The 14,824-nt window shown below is 72.6% G+C and carries 12 protein-coding genes; 1 reads left to right on the top strand and 11 read right to left on the bottom strand.

The genetic code is table 11. The annotated features are described in order from the left end of the window. Positions 1-242 precede the first annotated feature (242 nt). From MDN94_RS19915 to MDN94_RS19865, 11 genes are all read right to left on the bottom strand, one after another. Positions 243-563 (bottom strand): hypothetical protein, encoded by a 321-nt coding sequence (locus MDN94_RS19915; RefSeq protein WP_482727245.1) that lies wholly within the window; start codon positions 561-563, stop codon positions 243-245. A gap of 127 nt (positions 564-690) precedes the next feature. Beyond that, entirely contained in the window at positions 691-1,527 is an 837-nt protein-coding gene (locus tag MDN94_RS19910) for a hypothetical protein (RefSeq protein ID WP_482727244.1), read from the bottom strand. Continuing rightward, complete coding sequence (locus MDN94_RS19905; protein WP_482727243.1) at positions 1,524-2,150, bottom strand: RNA polymerase sigma factor; 627 nt, start codon at positions 2,148-2,150, stop codon at positions 1,524-1,526. The genes MDN94_RS19910 and MDN94_RS19905 overlap by 4 nt, the downstream gene beginning before the upstream one ends. 119 nt (positions 2,151-2,269) lie before the next feature. Continuing rightward, positions 2,270-4,267, bottom strand: coding sequence for an ABC transporter permease (locus MDN94_RS19900; RefSeq protein ID WP_482727242.1), 1,998 nt, complete (start codon positions 4,265-4,267; stop codon positions 2,270-2,272). Between the two features lie 55 nt (positions 4,268-4,322). Beyond that, positions 4,323-5,141, bottom strand: a complete 819-nt coding sequence (gene modA / locus MDN94_RS19895) for a molybdate ABC transporter substrate-binding protein (RefSeq protein ID WP_482727241.1) — start codon at positions 5,139-5,141, stop codon at positions 4,323-4,325. A gap of 61 nt (positions 5,142-5,202) precedes the next feature. Continuing rightward, positions 5,203-5,598 (bottom strand): TOBE domain-containing protein, encoded by a 396-nt coding sequence (locus MDN94_RS19890; RefSeq protein WP_053556799.1) that lies wholly within the window; start codon positions 5,596-5,598, stop codon positions 5,203-5,205. 124 nt (positions 5,599-5,722) lie between these two features. Next, positions 5,723-6,874 carry an XdhC family protein gene (locus MDN94_RS19885; RefSeq protein WP_482727240.1) on the bottom strand — a complete coding sequence of 384 codons (1,152 nt, stop codon included), beginning with the start codon at positions 6,872-6,874 and terminating at the stop codon, positions 5,723-5,725. 35 nt (positions 6,875-6,909) lie between these two features. Continuing rightward, the gene (locus tag MDN94_RS19880; RefSeq protein ID WP_482727239.1) at positions 6,910-8,391 is read right to left on the bottom strand and encodes an NCS2 family permease; all 1,482 of its coding nucleotides are present in this window, start codon (positions 8,389-8,391) and stop codon (positions 6,910-6,912) included. 244 nt (positions 8,392-8,635) lie between these two features. After that, entirely contained in the window at positions 8,636-11,011 is a 2,376-nt protein-coding gene (locus MDN94_RS19875) for a xanthine dehydrogenase family protein molybdopterin-binding subunit (protein WP_482727238.1), read from the bottom strand. 2 nt (positions 11,012-11,013) lie between these two features. Further along, entirely contained in the window at positions 11,014-11,613 is a 600-nt protein-coding gene (locus MDN94_RS19870; protein WP_482728185.1) for a (2Fe-2S)-binding protein, read from the bottom strand. A 2-nt stretch (positions 11,614-11,615) separates the two neighbouring features. Continuing rightward, positions 11,616-12,506 (bottom strand): FAD binding domain-containing protein, encoded by an 891-nt coding sequence (locus MDN94_RS19865; protein WP_482727237.1) that lies wholly within the window; start codon positions 12,504-12,506, stop codon positions 11,616-11,618. Between the two features lie 294 nt (positions 12,507-12,800). Between MDN94_RS19865 and MDN94_RS19860 the strand changes: the two genes are divergently transcribed. Continuing rightward, a complete protein-coding gene (locus MDN94_RS19860; protein WP_482727236.1) occupies positions 12,801-14,489 on the top strand; it encodes a PucR family transcriptional regulator in 1,689 nt (562 codons plus the stop codon). The last annotated feature ends 335 nt before the right edge of the window (positions 14,490-14,824 follow it).

Below are 14,824 nucleotides of genomic sequence, written 5' to 3'. Positions count from 1 at the left end.
CAGCGGAAACACGGGTGGCAGCATCACGGACGGCAAAGGTGGCTGTTCTCACAAGAAAATCAGCAAGCGGCGTACAACCCTCGGCCCGGCCCGAGCGTCTGGCGGCGGCCATGCTCGGGGAGCGATCGGCGCGGGCCCCGTGGTCATGCAGGCCCGGTTCGGCTGTGTCAGGGACCGTCGCGCCAGGGCCGGTTGCGTGCCGAGCAGCTGTGTCCGGGCCCGTTGCGCCAGGGCGGGCTGCGTCAGGGCCTGTTGCGTTCTGGCCGGGTCCCGCCCGGCCGGGCGGTCCGGCCGCCGTACTCCCGGTCGTCGACCGGCGCGTCGGGCAACTCGGCCTGGAGGGACTCTCGGTAACGGACACAGCCGCGCATGAACCGCGGCCACGGCGGTACCGCCACCTCGGGCTCCACGCGTTCCGGCAGCAGTCCCCACAACTGCGGGTGGTGCCAGCACAGATCGTGGCCCGAGCTGTCCCGGTGCGCACGGATCCCCCGGCGCAGTGCTCTCACCTCGGCCACGAGCTCGTCGCGGCTCAGCCGGTTCAGATCCTCGTCCAGGTCCACAAGGGGCACCATAGGCACGGGCGGCGGCGGATGATCCCGGGCGCACCGCGTCGTCACGGCCGCGTCCCTCTTACGGCGTCCCGCACTTCCTGGGCCCTTGCGGAGTCGTGCACTCCTGCGAGTCGCCCTACTGCCGTGACGGCTTCTGCGTCGGGGCATGCCACTTGTCCGGTCCGGCCTGGGGATCGAGGGGGGACGGCGCGCCGGCGCCGGCCTTCTCGCCGGCCCCCGCGCCGTGCGCTGCGCCCGCCGGCCGGTCCACCGCAAGGCGTGCACAGTACGCCCCGACCTGGTCGGGCCCGCCGGCTACTGCGGCCAGCCGCTCGCGGACGGCGCTTTCCTTGGCGTCGCCGTCGGTCCGTCGCTCGTCGGTCCCGCCGCCGTTCGCGTTCCCGCCCGGCTGCTCGTGGTTCCGGCCTGCCGCCGCTGTGGCCTCGTAGGCGCGGCAATAGGCCGTCAGGTCCTCGGCGATAGGCGGGCGTTCGTGGGCTCCCGGGACGATGGCGGTCGGGACGGCGGGCACGGTGGCGGGCGGGGTCACGCCGGTGCTCCGCTCCCCCGCGCCGGAGGGGGTGACGCGGGGCGCCGGGCTCGGCTTCTGGGCGGGCGGGTCCGTGAACGGGGCGGGGATCGCGCCGGCCGCCATCGCGACACCGCCGAGCATGACACCGGCGACGAATGTGCCGACACCGGCCCGGACCCAGGGGACACGGGTCCTCGCCTCCGCCGGCCGCCAGTCGTCCTCCGGGCGGGTTGGCAGCTCGAGCGCCCCGTCGTCACGGGCGGCGCGGAACGCCGCCAGGGCGTTCTCCTCGGCGTCGGGAACGACGGGCACGGGGCGGGCGGCAGCAGCGAGCAGCTCGTCGAGCGTCGGCTGCCGCGACGTGCCGGGCGACTGCGGCTGCGGTGAGGCCTGCGGCCGCGCGCCGGCGCCCACGGCATCTCCGGATCGAATTTCGGTCATCTCGCATCTCCCAGCGAAGGAGAGTCCGAATCTGTCACACCGCCGCGCGGCGGTGACGCCAGCAATCTCTCCAGCCGTCTGAGCCCCCGGTGCGTGGCCGAGCGCACGGCTCCCGGGCGTTTGCCCAGGACGCGCGCGGCGGCCGGTCCGTCGAGTCCGATGACGGTCTGGAGGAGCACCGCCTCCGCCTGCTGCCGGGGCAGTTGGGCGATGAGGGCAAGGGCCTGCTGGGTCGAGACGGTCTCGAAGGCCTCTGCCGCCGTGTCCCTCGCGGAGGGCAGTGCGGTGATCTCGCTCTCGAGGACCGTACCGCGCGGGCGGCTCCGGATCCGACGCAGGTGGTCCATGGCTCGGTGGCGGGCGATGGTCGCCGTCCAGGCTCTGAAGCCTGCGCCGTCGCCGCGGAAGCGCCCGAGGTCACGGGCTATTTCAAGCCAGGCGTCGGACGCGACGTCCTCCGCGTCGTCGCCCACGAGGCCGCGCAGATATCCGAGCAGCGGGGGATGGACGAGTCGATAGGCCGCGGAAAAGGCGGCCTCGTCACCCCGTTGTGCCCGTGCCACCGCGTCGCCGAGCTCCTTGTCGCGCGTCTCCGCACGCCGGCTGCCCCGCCCCTTGCCCACTCGGTCCTCTTCGTTCCCGCCGGCACGGCGCACCCGTGCCCATGTCCCCCGTAGTCTCAGCGTCGCGGTCCACGGAAACGTCACAGCTCTCCGGCCGCCCGGCCGGCGCACGCGAAGAGCTACAGGCCGACCACCGTGACCTCGGTGGCCTTGACGCCCGTCCAGACCGACTCCCCTTCAGCCAGGCCCAGTTCGACCGCCGCCTGCGGGGTGATCTCGGCGACCAGGTCCGGCGCGAGCGGCGAGGTGACGAGGACGCGCAGCCGGCTGCCCACGGTGATGATCTCGCGTACGGTGCCGGGCCAGACGTTGCGTGGGCTGCCGCCGGGGCGTTCGCGGTGCACGGACACCGCCTCCGGGGCGATGATCGCGAGGACGTCCGCGCCCGGGGTCAGCGGGTCGGCCACCACGAGCCGTCCACCGCCGCCGAGTTCGATGCCGCCGGCCACGGCCGTGCCGGGCCAGGCATTGCGGCCGAGCATCCGCGCGACCCACGGAGAACGCGGATGGCGGGTGACCTCGGCGGGCGGCGCGTCCTGGACGGCGCGGCCGGCGTCGAGGACGAGCACCCGGTCGGCCAGCGACACGGCCTCCACGGGATCGTGGGTGACGATCAGGCAGACACCGCCGAAGCTGTCCAGATGGCGGCGCAGGGTGTGGCGTACACGGGCCCGGGTCGTCTGGTCGAGGGCGGCCAGCGGCTCGTCCAGCAGCAGCAGCCGCGGCCGGGCGGCCAGGGCGCGGGCCAGGGCGACGCGTTGGGCCTGGCCGCCGGAGAGCTGGGCGGGTCTGCGGGCGGCGAGATGACCGACACCGAGCCGTTCGAGCCACTCCTGTGCGCTGCGGCGGGCCTCCGCACGGGAGACACCCCGCGAGCGCAGCCCGTACGCGGTGTTGCCGAGGGCGCTCAGGTGCGGGAACAGCGCGCCGTCCTGGGGCACCCAGGCCACACCGCGGCGGTGGGGCGGCATGGCGGACACGTCGGTGTCGCCGAGCCGCAGGGCGGCGTGGGCGCGCGGGGTCAGTCCGAGGAGGGCCCGCAACAGGGTCGTCTTGCCCGCGCCGTTGGGGCCGACGACGGCGATGGTGGTGCCGGGCGCGGCGTCGAGGGTGAGTTCGTCGAAGCCGGTGACCTCCGCGTGCAGCGGCCAGCGTCCGTCCGCCGCCGGTGGTCCGGCCACCGGGGCCGCCGTGGCTCCGGGGGAGACCGGGCCGGCTTCATCGGGCTCGGCGACGGCGGGCGCGCGGCGGGCCGCGGCGGGCGGGGCCCCGCCCGTCCACCGGCCGCGCAGGGCGATCAGCACGGCCATGGCGATGACGAGCAGCAGGAGCGACAGCGACGTCGCCGCGTCCGGTTCTTCCTGGAGCAGCAGATACACCTGCAAGGGCAGCGTCTGCGTGGTACCCGGCAGATTGCCGGCGAAGGTGATCGTCGCGCCGAACTCGCCGAGCGCACGGGCCCAGGTCAGTGCCGCTCCGGCGACCAGCCCTGGGGCGACCATCGGCAGGGTGACGGTGAGGAAGACCCGGAGCGGCGAGGCGCCGAGCGAGGCGGCCGTCTCCTCGTAGCCCGGACGCAGACCGCCCAGGGCGCCCTCGAGGCTGATGACGAGGAACGGCATTGCCACGAAGGTCGCGGCGACGACGGCGCCGGAGGTGTGGAACGGCAGGGTGATGCCGAACGTGTCCTCCAGCCACGGCCCGAGGAGTCCGCGCCGGCCGAAGGCGAGCAGCAGCGCCACTCCCCCGACGGTGGGCGGCAGCACCATGGGCAGCAGGACGAGGGAGCGGACGAGCGTCTTGCCCGGGAAGTCGATCCGTGCCAGCACCCAGGCGAGCGGCACCCCGAGCAGCAGGGACAGTCCGAGCGCCCAGAAGGAGACGACGAGCGACAGCCGCAGCGCCTCGGTGACGCCGGGGCTGCTCAGATGGCCGCCGATGTCGCTCCACGCGGTCCTGCCGAGGACGCCGGCCAGGGGCAGCAGCAGGAACGCCACGGCGAGCAGCGCGGGCACCGCCAGGACCACGGGCGTACGCGCTCCGACACCCCCGCCGGGCCGGTCCCGCCTTCCCCTGCCCGGGAGGCGGGACGGGGGCGTGTCGCGTAGGCGCTTCATGGTGCGTCCTGGTGATCGAGCGGAGGGGGCGGGCGGCCACGGCCGAGGGGAGCGGCTACGGCTGCTGGAAGCCCGCGTCGCGGAGGATCTTCTGCGCCTCGGGGCCGGTCAGCCAGGTCACGAAAGCCTCTGCCGCGTCGGCGTTCTGCGAAGACTTCAGTGTCGCGGCCGGGTAGGAGGCGACGGCGTCGTGGCCGTCGGGGATGTCGACGGCGTCGACCTTCTCGGCGGCGACGGCGGCGTCCGTGCGGTACACGATGCCCGCGTCGGCCTCGCCCATCTCCACCTTGCTGAGCACGGCCCGGACGTTCGGCTCCTCGGACACCGGCCGCACATCGACGTTGCGGCCCTGGAGAATCTGCCTGCTGTAGCGGCCGACGGGGACCTCCGGCGCGGCGAGCACGACCTTGAGCCCGGTCCCGGCGAGGTCCTCGAGCGAACCGATCTTGTGCGGGTTGCCCTTGCCGGTGACGACGACGAGCCGGTTCTTGGCGATGACCACCGGGGAGCCGGTGTCGGCGGCGAGGCCGTCCATGGTCCTGCTGTCGGCGGTGACCAGGGCGTCGGCGGGAGCGCCCTGCCTGACCTGGGCGGCGAGTTCCTGCGAGCCGGCGAAGGAAAAGGCGATCTCCGTGCCGGGGTGCGACTTCTCGTAGGCGTCGCCCGCCGTTTCGAAGACGTCGGTGAGCGAGGACGCGGCGAGCACGGTCAGGCGGGCGTCGGACGGCTCGCCGGAGGCGCTCTTCCCGCTCCCGGCGTCGCCGGTGCCGCAGGCGGCGAGCGGGGCGAGCAGGGCGGCCGTCAGGATCGCGGCCGCGGCGCGGCGGCGCCCGGCAGCGGGAGTGCGGCGGCGTCCGCCGAGGATGGGGAACACGGGACGGGACTCCTCTGTGCTGTGCGCCGTATCGCGTGGACACTGCGGGCCCACGCCCGGTTCAGGCGCGGTCGATGTGCACGTTCGTGGACTTCACGCGGGCGGTGGCCTGCATCCCGACCTCCAGTCCGAGTTCCTCGACGGCTTCGCGGGTCAGCAGGGACACGAGCCGGTGCGGCCCGGCCTGGATCTCCACCTGGGCGGCGACATCGCCGAGCTTCACGGCGGTGACGATGCCGGGGAACGCGTTGCGCGCCGAGGTGTAGGAGGTCTCCTCGTCGCCGACGCCGCCCTGGGCGACCTCGACCGAGAACGCGGCGAGGTCCCGGCCGTCGATGAGGCGCCGGCCGCTGTCGTCGCGATGGGTCGCGACCCGTCCGGCGTCGGCCCAGCGCCGAGCCGTGTCGGCGCTGACGCCGAGCAGCCGCGCGGCCTGACCGATGGTATAGGACTGCATATGCGCCACAATAGGCGCTCTGGACTCGCAGGTACAGCACGTTCGGCCGAACTTCCATGGCAGATGCGCCCCCGTTGGGCGATGCCGCGGCCGGGCGTTCCGCCGTAGGCGGCCCGCCGTACGCCTATGCCACCGACCCGATCCGCCCGGTGGGCGCGTCGGGGCCGTCGTGGTGGATGGGGGTGTGCGCGCCGGTCAGGGAGACACCGGTACCGCCGCGGCGGTTGGCCACGATCTCCGCGCCGATGGACAGCGCGGTCTCCTCCGGTGTACTGGCGCCGAGGTCGAGGCCGATCGGTGAGCGCAGCCGGGCGAGTTCGAGGTCCGAGACGCCGACCTCGCGCAGCCGCCTGTTGCGGTCCTCGTGAGTGCGGCGGGAGCCCATCGCACCCACGTAGGCGACCGGCAGCCTGAGGGCGAGCTCGAGCAGCGGTACGTCGAACTTGGCGTCGTGGGTCAGTACGCACAGCACCGTACGGCCGTCGACCTCGGTCGACTCCAGGTAGCGGTGCGGCCACTCGACTACCACCTCGTCGGCCTCCTTGAAGCGGCTCGTGGTCGCGAAGACGGGCCGTGCGTCGCAGACGGTGACGTGGTAGCCGAGGAACTTGCCGACGCGCACCAGGGCGGCGGCGAAGTCGATGGCGCCGAAGATGATCATTCGCGGTGCGGGGACGCTCGACTCGACGAGCAGAGTCAGCGGCCGGCCGCAGCGGGAACCGTCCTCGCCGATGACGACGGTTCCGGTGTGTCCGGCGTCCAGCATCGCCCGGGCTTCGCGGGCCGCGGTGCGGTCCAGTTCGCGATGGCCGCCGAGGGTGCCGTCGTACGTGCCGTCGGGCCGTACGAGCAGGGCGCGGCCCGCCAGGTCGGCGGGCCCGTCCGTGATCCGCGCGACCGCCGCCGCCTCTCCTCGGGCGGCGGTGGCCAGCGCGGCCGCGAACACCTCCCTGGCGGGCGCGTCCGCGTGGACGGGGGTGACGAGGATGTCGATGACGCCGCCGCAGGTCAGGCCGACCGCGAAGGCGTCCTCGTCGCTGTAGCCGAACTGCTCGAGGACGCTTTCGCCGTCCTCGAGGGCCTGCCGGCACAGCTCGTACACGGCGCCCTCCACGCACCCTCCGGAGACCGAGCCGATCGCCGTGCCCCCGCTGTCGACGGCGAGCGCGGCGCCCGGCTGCCTGGGGGCGCTGCCGCCGACGGCCACGACCGTGGCGACGGCGAAACTGCGGCCCTGCTCGACCCACCGGTGCAGTTCTTCGGCGCTGTCCAGCATGTCGGTCTCCTTCGGGTGTTCTGCGGAGGCGGCGGTTACTTGACTCCGAGCCAGCCCTCGATGGGGTGCAGCGCGAAGTAGGCAAGGAAGACGACGGCCAGGACCCACATGAGCCAGCCCACCTCGCGTGCCCGGCCCTGGACGGCCTTGATCAGCACATGGGCGATGACTCCGGCCGCGATGCCCGCGGTGATGGAGTACGTGAACGGCATCAGCACCGTCGTCAGGAAGACCGGGATCGAGGTAGCGGAGTCGTTCCAGTCGATGTGCTTGGCGTTGGTCATCATCATCGAGCCGATGACGACGAGCGCGGCGGCCGCGACCTGGGTGGGGATGACCTGGGCGAGCGGCGTGAAGAACAGGCACAGCGTGAACGCGAGACCGGTGACGACGCTGGCGAGGCCGGTGCGCGCGCCGTCGCCGACACCGGCGGTCGACTCGACGAAGACGGTCTGGCCGGAGGCGCCCGCGACACCGCCGATCGCGCCGCCCGCGCCGTCGATGGCCAGGGCCCGGTTGAGGCCCGGCATCTTGCCCTTGTCGTCGGCGAGACCCGCCTGCTGGCCGATGCCGATGATGGTTCCCATGGCGTCGAAGAAGCCGGCCAGCACCAGGGTGAAGACGATGACGCCGACGGTGATGCCGCCGACGCCGGCCATACCGTCGAAGGAGACGGCGCCGAACAGCCCGAAGTCGGGGCTGGAGACGATGGAACCGGTGATCTCGGGCGCGTTGAGGCCGCCCCAGTCGGCCTTGTCGAGGCCGGCGAACTGGTGGACGGCGGCGGCGAACAGCGTGCCCCCGACGATGCCGATGAGGATGGCGCCGGGGACCTTGCGGACCTGGAGCATGAAGATCAGCAGGACGGTGACGGCGAAGCAGAGAACAGGCCAGCCGGTCAGCATGTCGCTGGTTCCGAGCTGGATCGGCTTGGCGCCGGCGATGCCTCCCTCGCCGGGCATGGAGGTCACGAAACCGGCCTGGACCAGGCCGATGAGACAGACGAACAGGCCGATCCCCATGGTGATGGCGTGCTTCAGCGCCAACGGGATCGCGTTCATGATCAGTTCACGGAGACCGGTGACGACGAGCAGGACGATCACGGCGCCGTAGATGACGCACATGCCCATCGCGTTTTCCCAGGTCATCTCGGGCGCGACCTGGAAGGCCATGACGGCGGAGACGCTGAGTCCCGCGGCCAGGGCGAGCGGCACATTGCCGATGAGGCCCATCACTATGGTCGTCGCCGCGGCGGCGAAGGCGGTCGCGGTGGTCAGCTGATCACCGTCGAGCCTGTTGCCGGCCGCGTCGGGCACCGACAGGATCACCGGGTTGAGCAGGATGATGTACGCCATCGCCATGAAGGTGGTGATGCCGCCACGCACCTCGCGGCCGAGCGTCGAGCCTCTCTTGGTGATGTGGAAATACCGGTCGAGCCAGGATCGTCCGGCGGGCCGGTGCGTATCCGCGCCGGCGTCCTCCGCCATGGTCCGGGGCTCGGTGGACTGCTGGGTCATGGTGCCTACTCCCAAGGTTCACAGGGGCACCCGCCGTGGGGACTGGTGATGGCGGGATTTGGGATGGTGCTTGGCTGCACGACCCGGGGGACGGCCCGAGACGAACTCGCTCTTCGGGGTACTGCGGTGCTGCTGCGGCCGCGAGCGGTGCGGCACGTGTTCTCCCCGGGCGGCGCGGGCCGGCGGGGAACCGGCTGGTTCCTTGGAGGCATGGCGCGCACCGCCCGGAGAAGTGGGGAGGGGGTCAGGTGCCGGTGAGGTGCTCGGGGCGCACCGGCGTCCTGTCCAGTTCCAGACCCGTCGCGTTCCGGATCGCCGCGAGCACGGCCGGAGTGGACGACAGGGTGGGGGCCTCGCCGACGCCGCGCAGCCCGTAGGGGGCGTTGTCGTCGGCGAGTTCGAGCACGTCGACCGGGATGGTCGGCGTGTCGAGGATGGTGGGGATCAGGTAGTCCGTGAAGGAAGGGTTCCTGACCTTCGCGGTCTTCGGGTCGACGATGATCTCCTCCATGACCGCGACGCCCAGGCCCTGGGTGGTGCCACCCTGGATCTGGCCGAGGACGGACAGCGGGTTGAGTGCCTTGCCGACGTCCTGGGCGCAGGCCAGCTCGATCACCTTCACCAGACCGAGCTCGGTGTCCACCTCGACCACCGCGCGGTGCGCGGCGAAGGAGTACTGGACGTGGCCGTTGCCCTGGCCGGTACGCAGGTCGAACGGCTCCGTGGGGCGGTGGCGCCACTCGGCCTCGATCTCGACGGCCTCGTCCTCCAGCAGGTCCACCAGGTCGGCCAGTACCTCGCCGCCGTCCGTGACGACCTTGCCGCTCTCGAGCAGCAGCTCGGCGGTGGCCCATGCCGGGTGGTAGCTGCCGAACTTGCGGCGGCCGATCTCGAGGACCTTCTCGCGGACCAGCTCGCACGAGTTCTTCACGGCGCCGCCGGTGACGTAGGTCTGCCGGGAGGCGGACGTGGAGCCGGCGGAGCCGACCTGCGTGTCGGCGGGGCTGATCGTGACCTGCGAGACGCCGAGCTCGGTACGGGCGATCTGGGCGTGCACGGTGACACCGCCCTGGCCGACCTCCGCCATCGCGGTGTGAACGGTGGCGACGGGCTCTCCCGCGATGACCTCCATGCGCACCTTGGCGGTGGAGTAGTCGTCGAAGCCCTCGGAGAAGCCGACGTTCTTGATGCCGACCGCGTAGCCGACGCCCCTCACGACGCCCTCGCCGTGCGTGGTGTTGGACAGGCCGCCGGGCAGCGAGCGCACGTCCGGGCCCTCGGTGGTCTCCCACTGGCGCTCGGGCGGCAGCGGGCGGGCCTTGACGCGGCGCAGCAGTTCGGCGACAGGGGCGGGCGAGTCGACCGGCTGGCCGGTCGGCAGCAGCGTGCCCTGCTCCATGGCGTTGAGCTGCCGGAGCTCGACGGGGTCCATGTCGAGGGCCTTCGCCAGCTTGTCCATCTGCGCCTCGTAGGCGAAGCACGCCTGGACCGCTCCGAAGCCGCGCATGGCGCCGCACGGCGGGTTGTTGGTGTAGAGCGCGAGCGCCTCGATGTCGACGTCGTCGATGACGTACGGGCCCACCGAGAGCGAGGAGGCGTTGCCGACGACGGCCGGCGAGGCGGAGGCGTAGGCGCCGCCGTCCAGCACGATCCGGCACTTCATGTGCGTGATCCTGCCGTCGCGGGTGGCGCCGTGCTCGTACCAGAGCTTCGCCGGGTGCCGGTGGACATGCCCGAAGAAGGACTCGAACCGGTTGTAGACGATCTTGACGGGCTTGCCGGTGCGCAGGGCCAGCAGGCAGGCGTGGATCTGCATCGACAGGTCCTCGCGGCCGCCGAACGCGCCGCCGACGCCGGAGAGCGTCATCCGGACCTTGTCCTCGGGCAGGCCGAGGACCGGGGCGATCTGCCGCAGGTCGGAGTGGAGCCACTGGGTCGCGACGTACAGGTCCACGCCGCCGTCCTCCGCCGGCACGGCGAGACCGGACTCGGGCCCGAGGAACGCCTGGTCCTGCATGCCGAAGGTGTACTCGCCGGAGACGATGACGTCGGCCCGCTTCGCGGCCTCGTCGGCGTCGCCGCGCACGATCGGCTGGCGGTGCACGATGTTCGGGTGCGGCACATGGCCGGCGTGGTGGTCGTCGCGGCCCGGATGCAGCAGCGGCGCGTCGGGCGCGGTCGCGGAGGCCTCGTCGGTGACGACGGGCAGCTCCTTGTACTCGACCTTGATCTTGGCGGCGGCGCGGCGCGCGGTCTCCGGGTGGTCGGCGGCGACCAGGGCCACGGGCTCGCCGTGGTGGCGTACGACGCCGCCTGCGAGGACCGGGGTGTCCTGGATCTCCAGACCGTAGTTCTTCACGTCGGTCGGCAGGTCGTCGTAGGTGAGGACCGCGTAGACGCCGGCCTGGGCGAGCGCCTCCGAGGTGTCGATGGAGACGATCTCGGCGTGCGCGACCGTGGAGCGCAGGATCTGGCCCCAGAGCATGTCCTCGTGCCACATGTCGGAGGAGTACGCGAACTCTCCGGTGACCTTGAGGATGCCGTCGGGCCGGAGCGTGGACTCGCCGATGCCGCCCTTGGTCTTCTGTGTGAGGTTCGCGGGTGTGCCGGTGGTGGCCATCGTCAGACCGTCGCTTCCTGGTTTCCCTGACGGGCGGCCGCGAGGCGCACGGCGTCGAGGATCTTCTCGTAGCCGGTGCAGCGGCAGAGGTTGCCGGAGAGCGCTTCGCGGATGTCCTCGTCGGTCGGCGACGGGTTGTTCTCGAGCATCTCGTCGGCGGCGACCAGCAGGCCCGGGGTGCAGAAACCGCACTGCACGGCGCCGGCGTCGATGAACGCCTGCTGGATCGGCGCGAGCTCGGTGCCCTCGCCGGCCTGCGAGTCGGTGACCCCGCCACCAGGCGCGGCGCTCCACCGTTGGGCGTCCTGGAGCGAGGTGCCGCTGGTTCCGCCGGCACAGGACTGCTCGCGCTGCTTGGCCAGGTCCGCCAGGCCCTCGACGGTGACGACCTCACGGCCTTCGACCTGGCCGGCGGCGACCAGACAGGAGCAGACGGGAACGCCGTCGAGCCTGACCGTGCAGGAACCGCATTCGCCCTGCTCACAAGCGTTCTTCGAACCGGGGAGGCCGAGGCGCTCGCGCAGCACGTAGAGCAGGCTCTCGCCCTCCCACACGTCGTCCGCTTCCTGCCGGCGTCCGTTGACGGTGAAATTGACGCGCATGGTCATGCAGCTCCTTCAAGCGTGCGGGCGGTGCCGCGGTACTGCTCCCAGGTCCAGCCGAGCGTGCGGCGGGCCATGATGCCGACGGCGTGACGGCGGTACTTGGCGGTGCCGCGCACGTCGTCGATGGGGTTGCAGGCGCCGGAGGCGAGCTCCGCGAACTGCTTGGCGACCGAAGGGGTGATGATGTCCCCGCTCTCCCAGAATCCGCCTTCTTCGAGCGCGGCGTTCAAGAAGTCCTCCGCGGCCTTGGCGCGGACCGGTGTGGGGGCGGCGGAGCCGATGCCGGTGCGCACGGTGCGCGACCCGGGGTGCAGGGCGAGACCGAAGGCGCAGACAGCGATCACCATCGCGTTGCGCGTGCCGACCTTCGAGAACTGCTGCGGGCCGTCGGCCTTCTTGATGTGGACGGCGCGGATGAGCTCGTCGGGGGCGAGCGCGTTGCGCTTGACGCCCGTGTAGAACTCGTCGATCGGGATCATGCGGGTGCCCCGTACCGACTCCGCCTCGACCTCCGCCCCGGCGGCGAGCAGCGCCGGGTGGGCGTCGCCGGCCGGGGACGCGGTGCCGAGGTTGCCCCCGACCCCGCCGCGGTTGCGGATCTGGGGGGAGGCGACCGTGTGGGAAGCCAGCGCGAGCCCGGGCAGCTCGGCGCGCAGATTCTCCATGATCGCGGTGTACGGGACCGAGGCACCGAGCCGGACGTTCTCGCCGCCGACCTCCCACTCGCTCAGCTCACCGATGCGGTTCAGGTCAAGGAGGTACTCCGGCCGGCGGTGGTCGAAGTTGATCTCGACCATCACGTCGGTACCACCCGCGACAGGGACAGCCGTGGGGTGCTCGGCCTTGGCGGCGAGCGCCTCCTCCCAGCTGGCGGGGCGAAGGAAGTCCATGGGTGGCTCTCTTCTCGATCGGGGTCGTACGTCGCGGTGGGGCCCGGGACAGCCGGCCCTCGACCTGTCATATGCCGTCGTTCATCTGCTGTTCACGCGGTGTGGTCCAGTACACAAGGCCCGATCCGGGCGGTGCAGTCACCGAAACCATGAAGGAGTTGGCTGGTCGCCTCCCTCGTCTTGTAGATTCGAACGAAAGGCGGAGATCAGCAACCTCACCGTTTCCCCATGGAAACGCCGACGACAGATCTTTGGCCATGACCGGCAACAACGAGACAGATCGGCGGCGACGAGATGCGGCTGCGCGCACTGCTGGAGAACGACGCGCTGGGGCTGCGGCTGCTCGGCGGCGAGGACGAGCTCGACCGCGGGGTACGCGGCGTGATGACCACGGACCTGCGCGACCCCAGCCGGTACCTCTCCGGCGGCGAACTGGTGCTCACCGGGCTCGCCTGGCGGCACGGCCCGGCGGACTCGGAGCCGTTCGTCCGGATCCTGGCCGCCGCGCAGGTCGCGGGACTCGCCGCGGGCGAGGCGGAACTCGGCGACATCCCCGACGATCTGATCCAGGCGTGTTTGCGCCACCGGCTGCCGCTGTTCGCGGTGAACGAATCCGTCGCGTTCGCGACGATCACCGAGTACGTCGTACGGCAGGTCTCCGGCGAACGTGCCGGCGACCTCGCGGCAGTCGTCGACAGACACAGGCGCCTGATGACGTCCGGCCCCGCGGGCGGCGGCCCGGACGCCGTACTGGACCTGCTCGGCTCGGACCTGGACCTCCGTGCCTGGGTGCTCTCCCCCACCGGGCGGCAGATCGCCGGCGTCGGCGAAGGGCTGCCGGCGGAGGTCGGCGCGACCCTCGCCGGCGAGCACCTCGCCGCCGTACGCACCGGCCGGCGCGCCCCGCACCGGACCGTCGTACGCGGAGTGGCCTACTCGCTCTTCCCGATCCGGAACACCGGAAGGGGAGCCGCGCCGGCCGTCAGGGACGTACGGGAGGGCGTGCTATCCGACTGGCTGCTGGCCGTGGAGGCGGACGCCGCCGACTGGCCGGAGGCACGGCTCGACCTGCTCCAGGGCGTCACCCAGCTGATCGCCGTGGAACGGGACCGGCGCGAGGCCGCGCGCACGGTACGGCGTCGGCTCGCCCAAGAGGTCCTGGAACTCGTGCAGACGGGCGCGGCCCCCGCGGAGATCGCGGCACGGCTGAGGGTCGCCGCGCCCGTGCTGCTGCCGGGCCTCGGCGCGGCGCCGCACTGGCAGGTGATCGTCGCCCGCGTGGACTGGGGCGCCGACTCGACCGTCGAGACCGGGCCGGTCGCCCAGTCGCTCCTCGAGGAGATCCTCGTCGACCCGTCGGCCGCCGGCGCCGAATCCGCCGACCGGATCGCCGTCGCCCACACCGGCGACGAGGCGATCGCCCTGGTGCCGCTGCCGGTCGTGGGCCTCGGCGGCCCCGAGGACCAGGACCCGCCCCCGGTCGACGCCGGCCTGCACGCGGACGCCCTCCTCGAGTCCGTACGCCTGCCGCTGACCGCCGGCCTGGCCGACGACGGACGCCTCACGCTCGGCGTCAGCGCGGCCGTCCACTCGGCGGAAGCCCTGCGCGGCGCCCTCGAGGAGGCCCGCCACGCCCGCCGCGTGGCCGCGGCACGACCGGGCCGGGTGTGCGCCGCGGGCCACCACGAGCTGGCCTCGCACGTGCTGCTGCTGCCGTTCGTCCCCGACGACGTCCGCCGCGCCTTCACGGCCCGCCTGCTCGACCCGCTGCGGGACTACGACCGCCGCCACCGCGCGGAGCTCATCCCCACGCTGGAGGCTTTCCTCGACTCCGACGGCTCCTGGACCCGGTGCGCGACGCGCCTGCATCTGCACGTGAACACGCTGCGGTACCGGGTGGGCCGCATCGAGCAGCTCACGGGGCGTGACCTGTCGCGCCTGGAGGACAAGCTGGACTTCTTCCTGGCGTTGCGGATGAGCTGAGAGGGGGCGGGCCGCTGCGCGCGTCGTTTCCCCTACCCTCCCCCTACGGCCCGGCTGCCGTGGGGAGACATCCACCTCCCCGGTACCGGGCCTCGCCCGGATGACCCGTCACCGCGCCGCGCGCGGCGTCTCGGGGGCTCTGCCCCCGGGCCCCCGCGCCTCCGGCGCCGACAGGCTGTAGTCGCCGGCGATGCTGGGTTTCGCGCAGCGAAATCCAGCCCGCCCGGGGGCACCTCCCACGGCCGCAAGGCCGTAGGAGGAGACTGAGGCACCGTGCGAAGCACGGTACGGGGCCCCGGGGCCTGACCCTCCTCGCGACGGAGCCGCACGTCGGT

It is taken from the genome of Streptomyces sp. WAC00040 (assembly GCF_056835925.1).
The sequence above is the reverse complement of the archived record's forward strand: the minus strand, read 5'-3'. Positions and strand labels throughout refer to the sequence as shown.

What these genes read in the sequence shown, in the direction of transcription:
- MDN94_RS19880 (WP_482727239.1), bottom strand. Translation starts at nt 8,391, where the DNA reads ATGACCCAGCAGTCCACCGAGCCCCGGACCATGGCGGAGGACGCCGGC.
- MDN94_RS19875 (WP_482727238.1), bottom strand. Translation starts at nt 11,011, where the DNA reads ATGGCCACCACCGGCACACCCGCGAACCTCACACAGAAGACCAAGGGC.
- MDN94_RS19885 (WP_482727240.1), bottom strand. Translation starts at nt 6,874, where the DNA reads ATGCTGGACAGCGCCGAAGAACTGCACCGGTGGGTCGAGCAGGGCCGC.
- MDN94_RS19900 (WP_482727242.1), bottom strand. Translation starts at nt 4,267, where the DNA reads ATGAAGCGCCTACGCGACACGCCCCCGTCCCGCCTCCCGGGCAGGGGA.
- MDN94_RS19890 (WP_053556799.1), bottom strand. Translation starts at nt 5,598, where the DNA reads ATGCAGTCCTATACCATCGGTCAGGCCGCGCGGCTGCTCGGCGTCAGC.
- MDN94_RS19870 (WP_482728185.1), bottom strand. Translation starts at nt 11,613, where the DNA reads ATGCGCGTCAATTTCACCGTCAACGGACGCCGGCAGGAAGCGGACGAC.
- MDN94_RS19860 (WP_482727236.1), top strand. Translation starts at nt 12,801, where the DNA reads ATGCGGCTGCGCGCACTGCTGGAGAACGACGCGCTGGGGCTGCGGCTG.
- MDN94_RS19910 (WP_482727244.1), bottom strand. Translation starts at nt 1,527, where the DNA reads ATGACCGAAATTCGATCCGGAGATGCCGTGGGCGCCGGCGCGCGGCCG.
- MDN94_RS19865 (WP_482727237.1), bottom strand. Translation starts at nt 12,506, where the DNA reads ATGGACTTCCTTCGCCCCGCCAGCTGGGAGGAGGCGCTCGCCGCCAAG.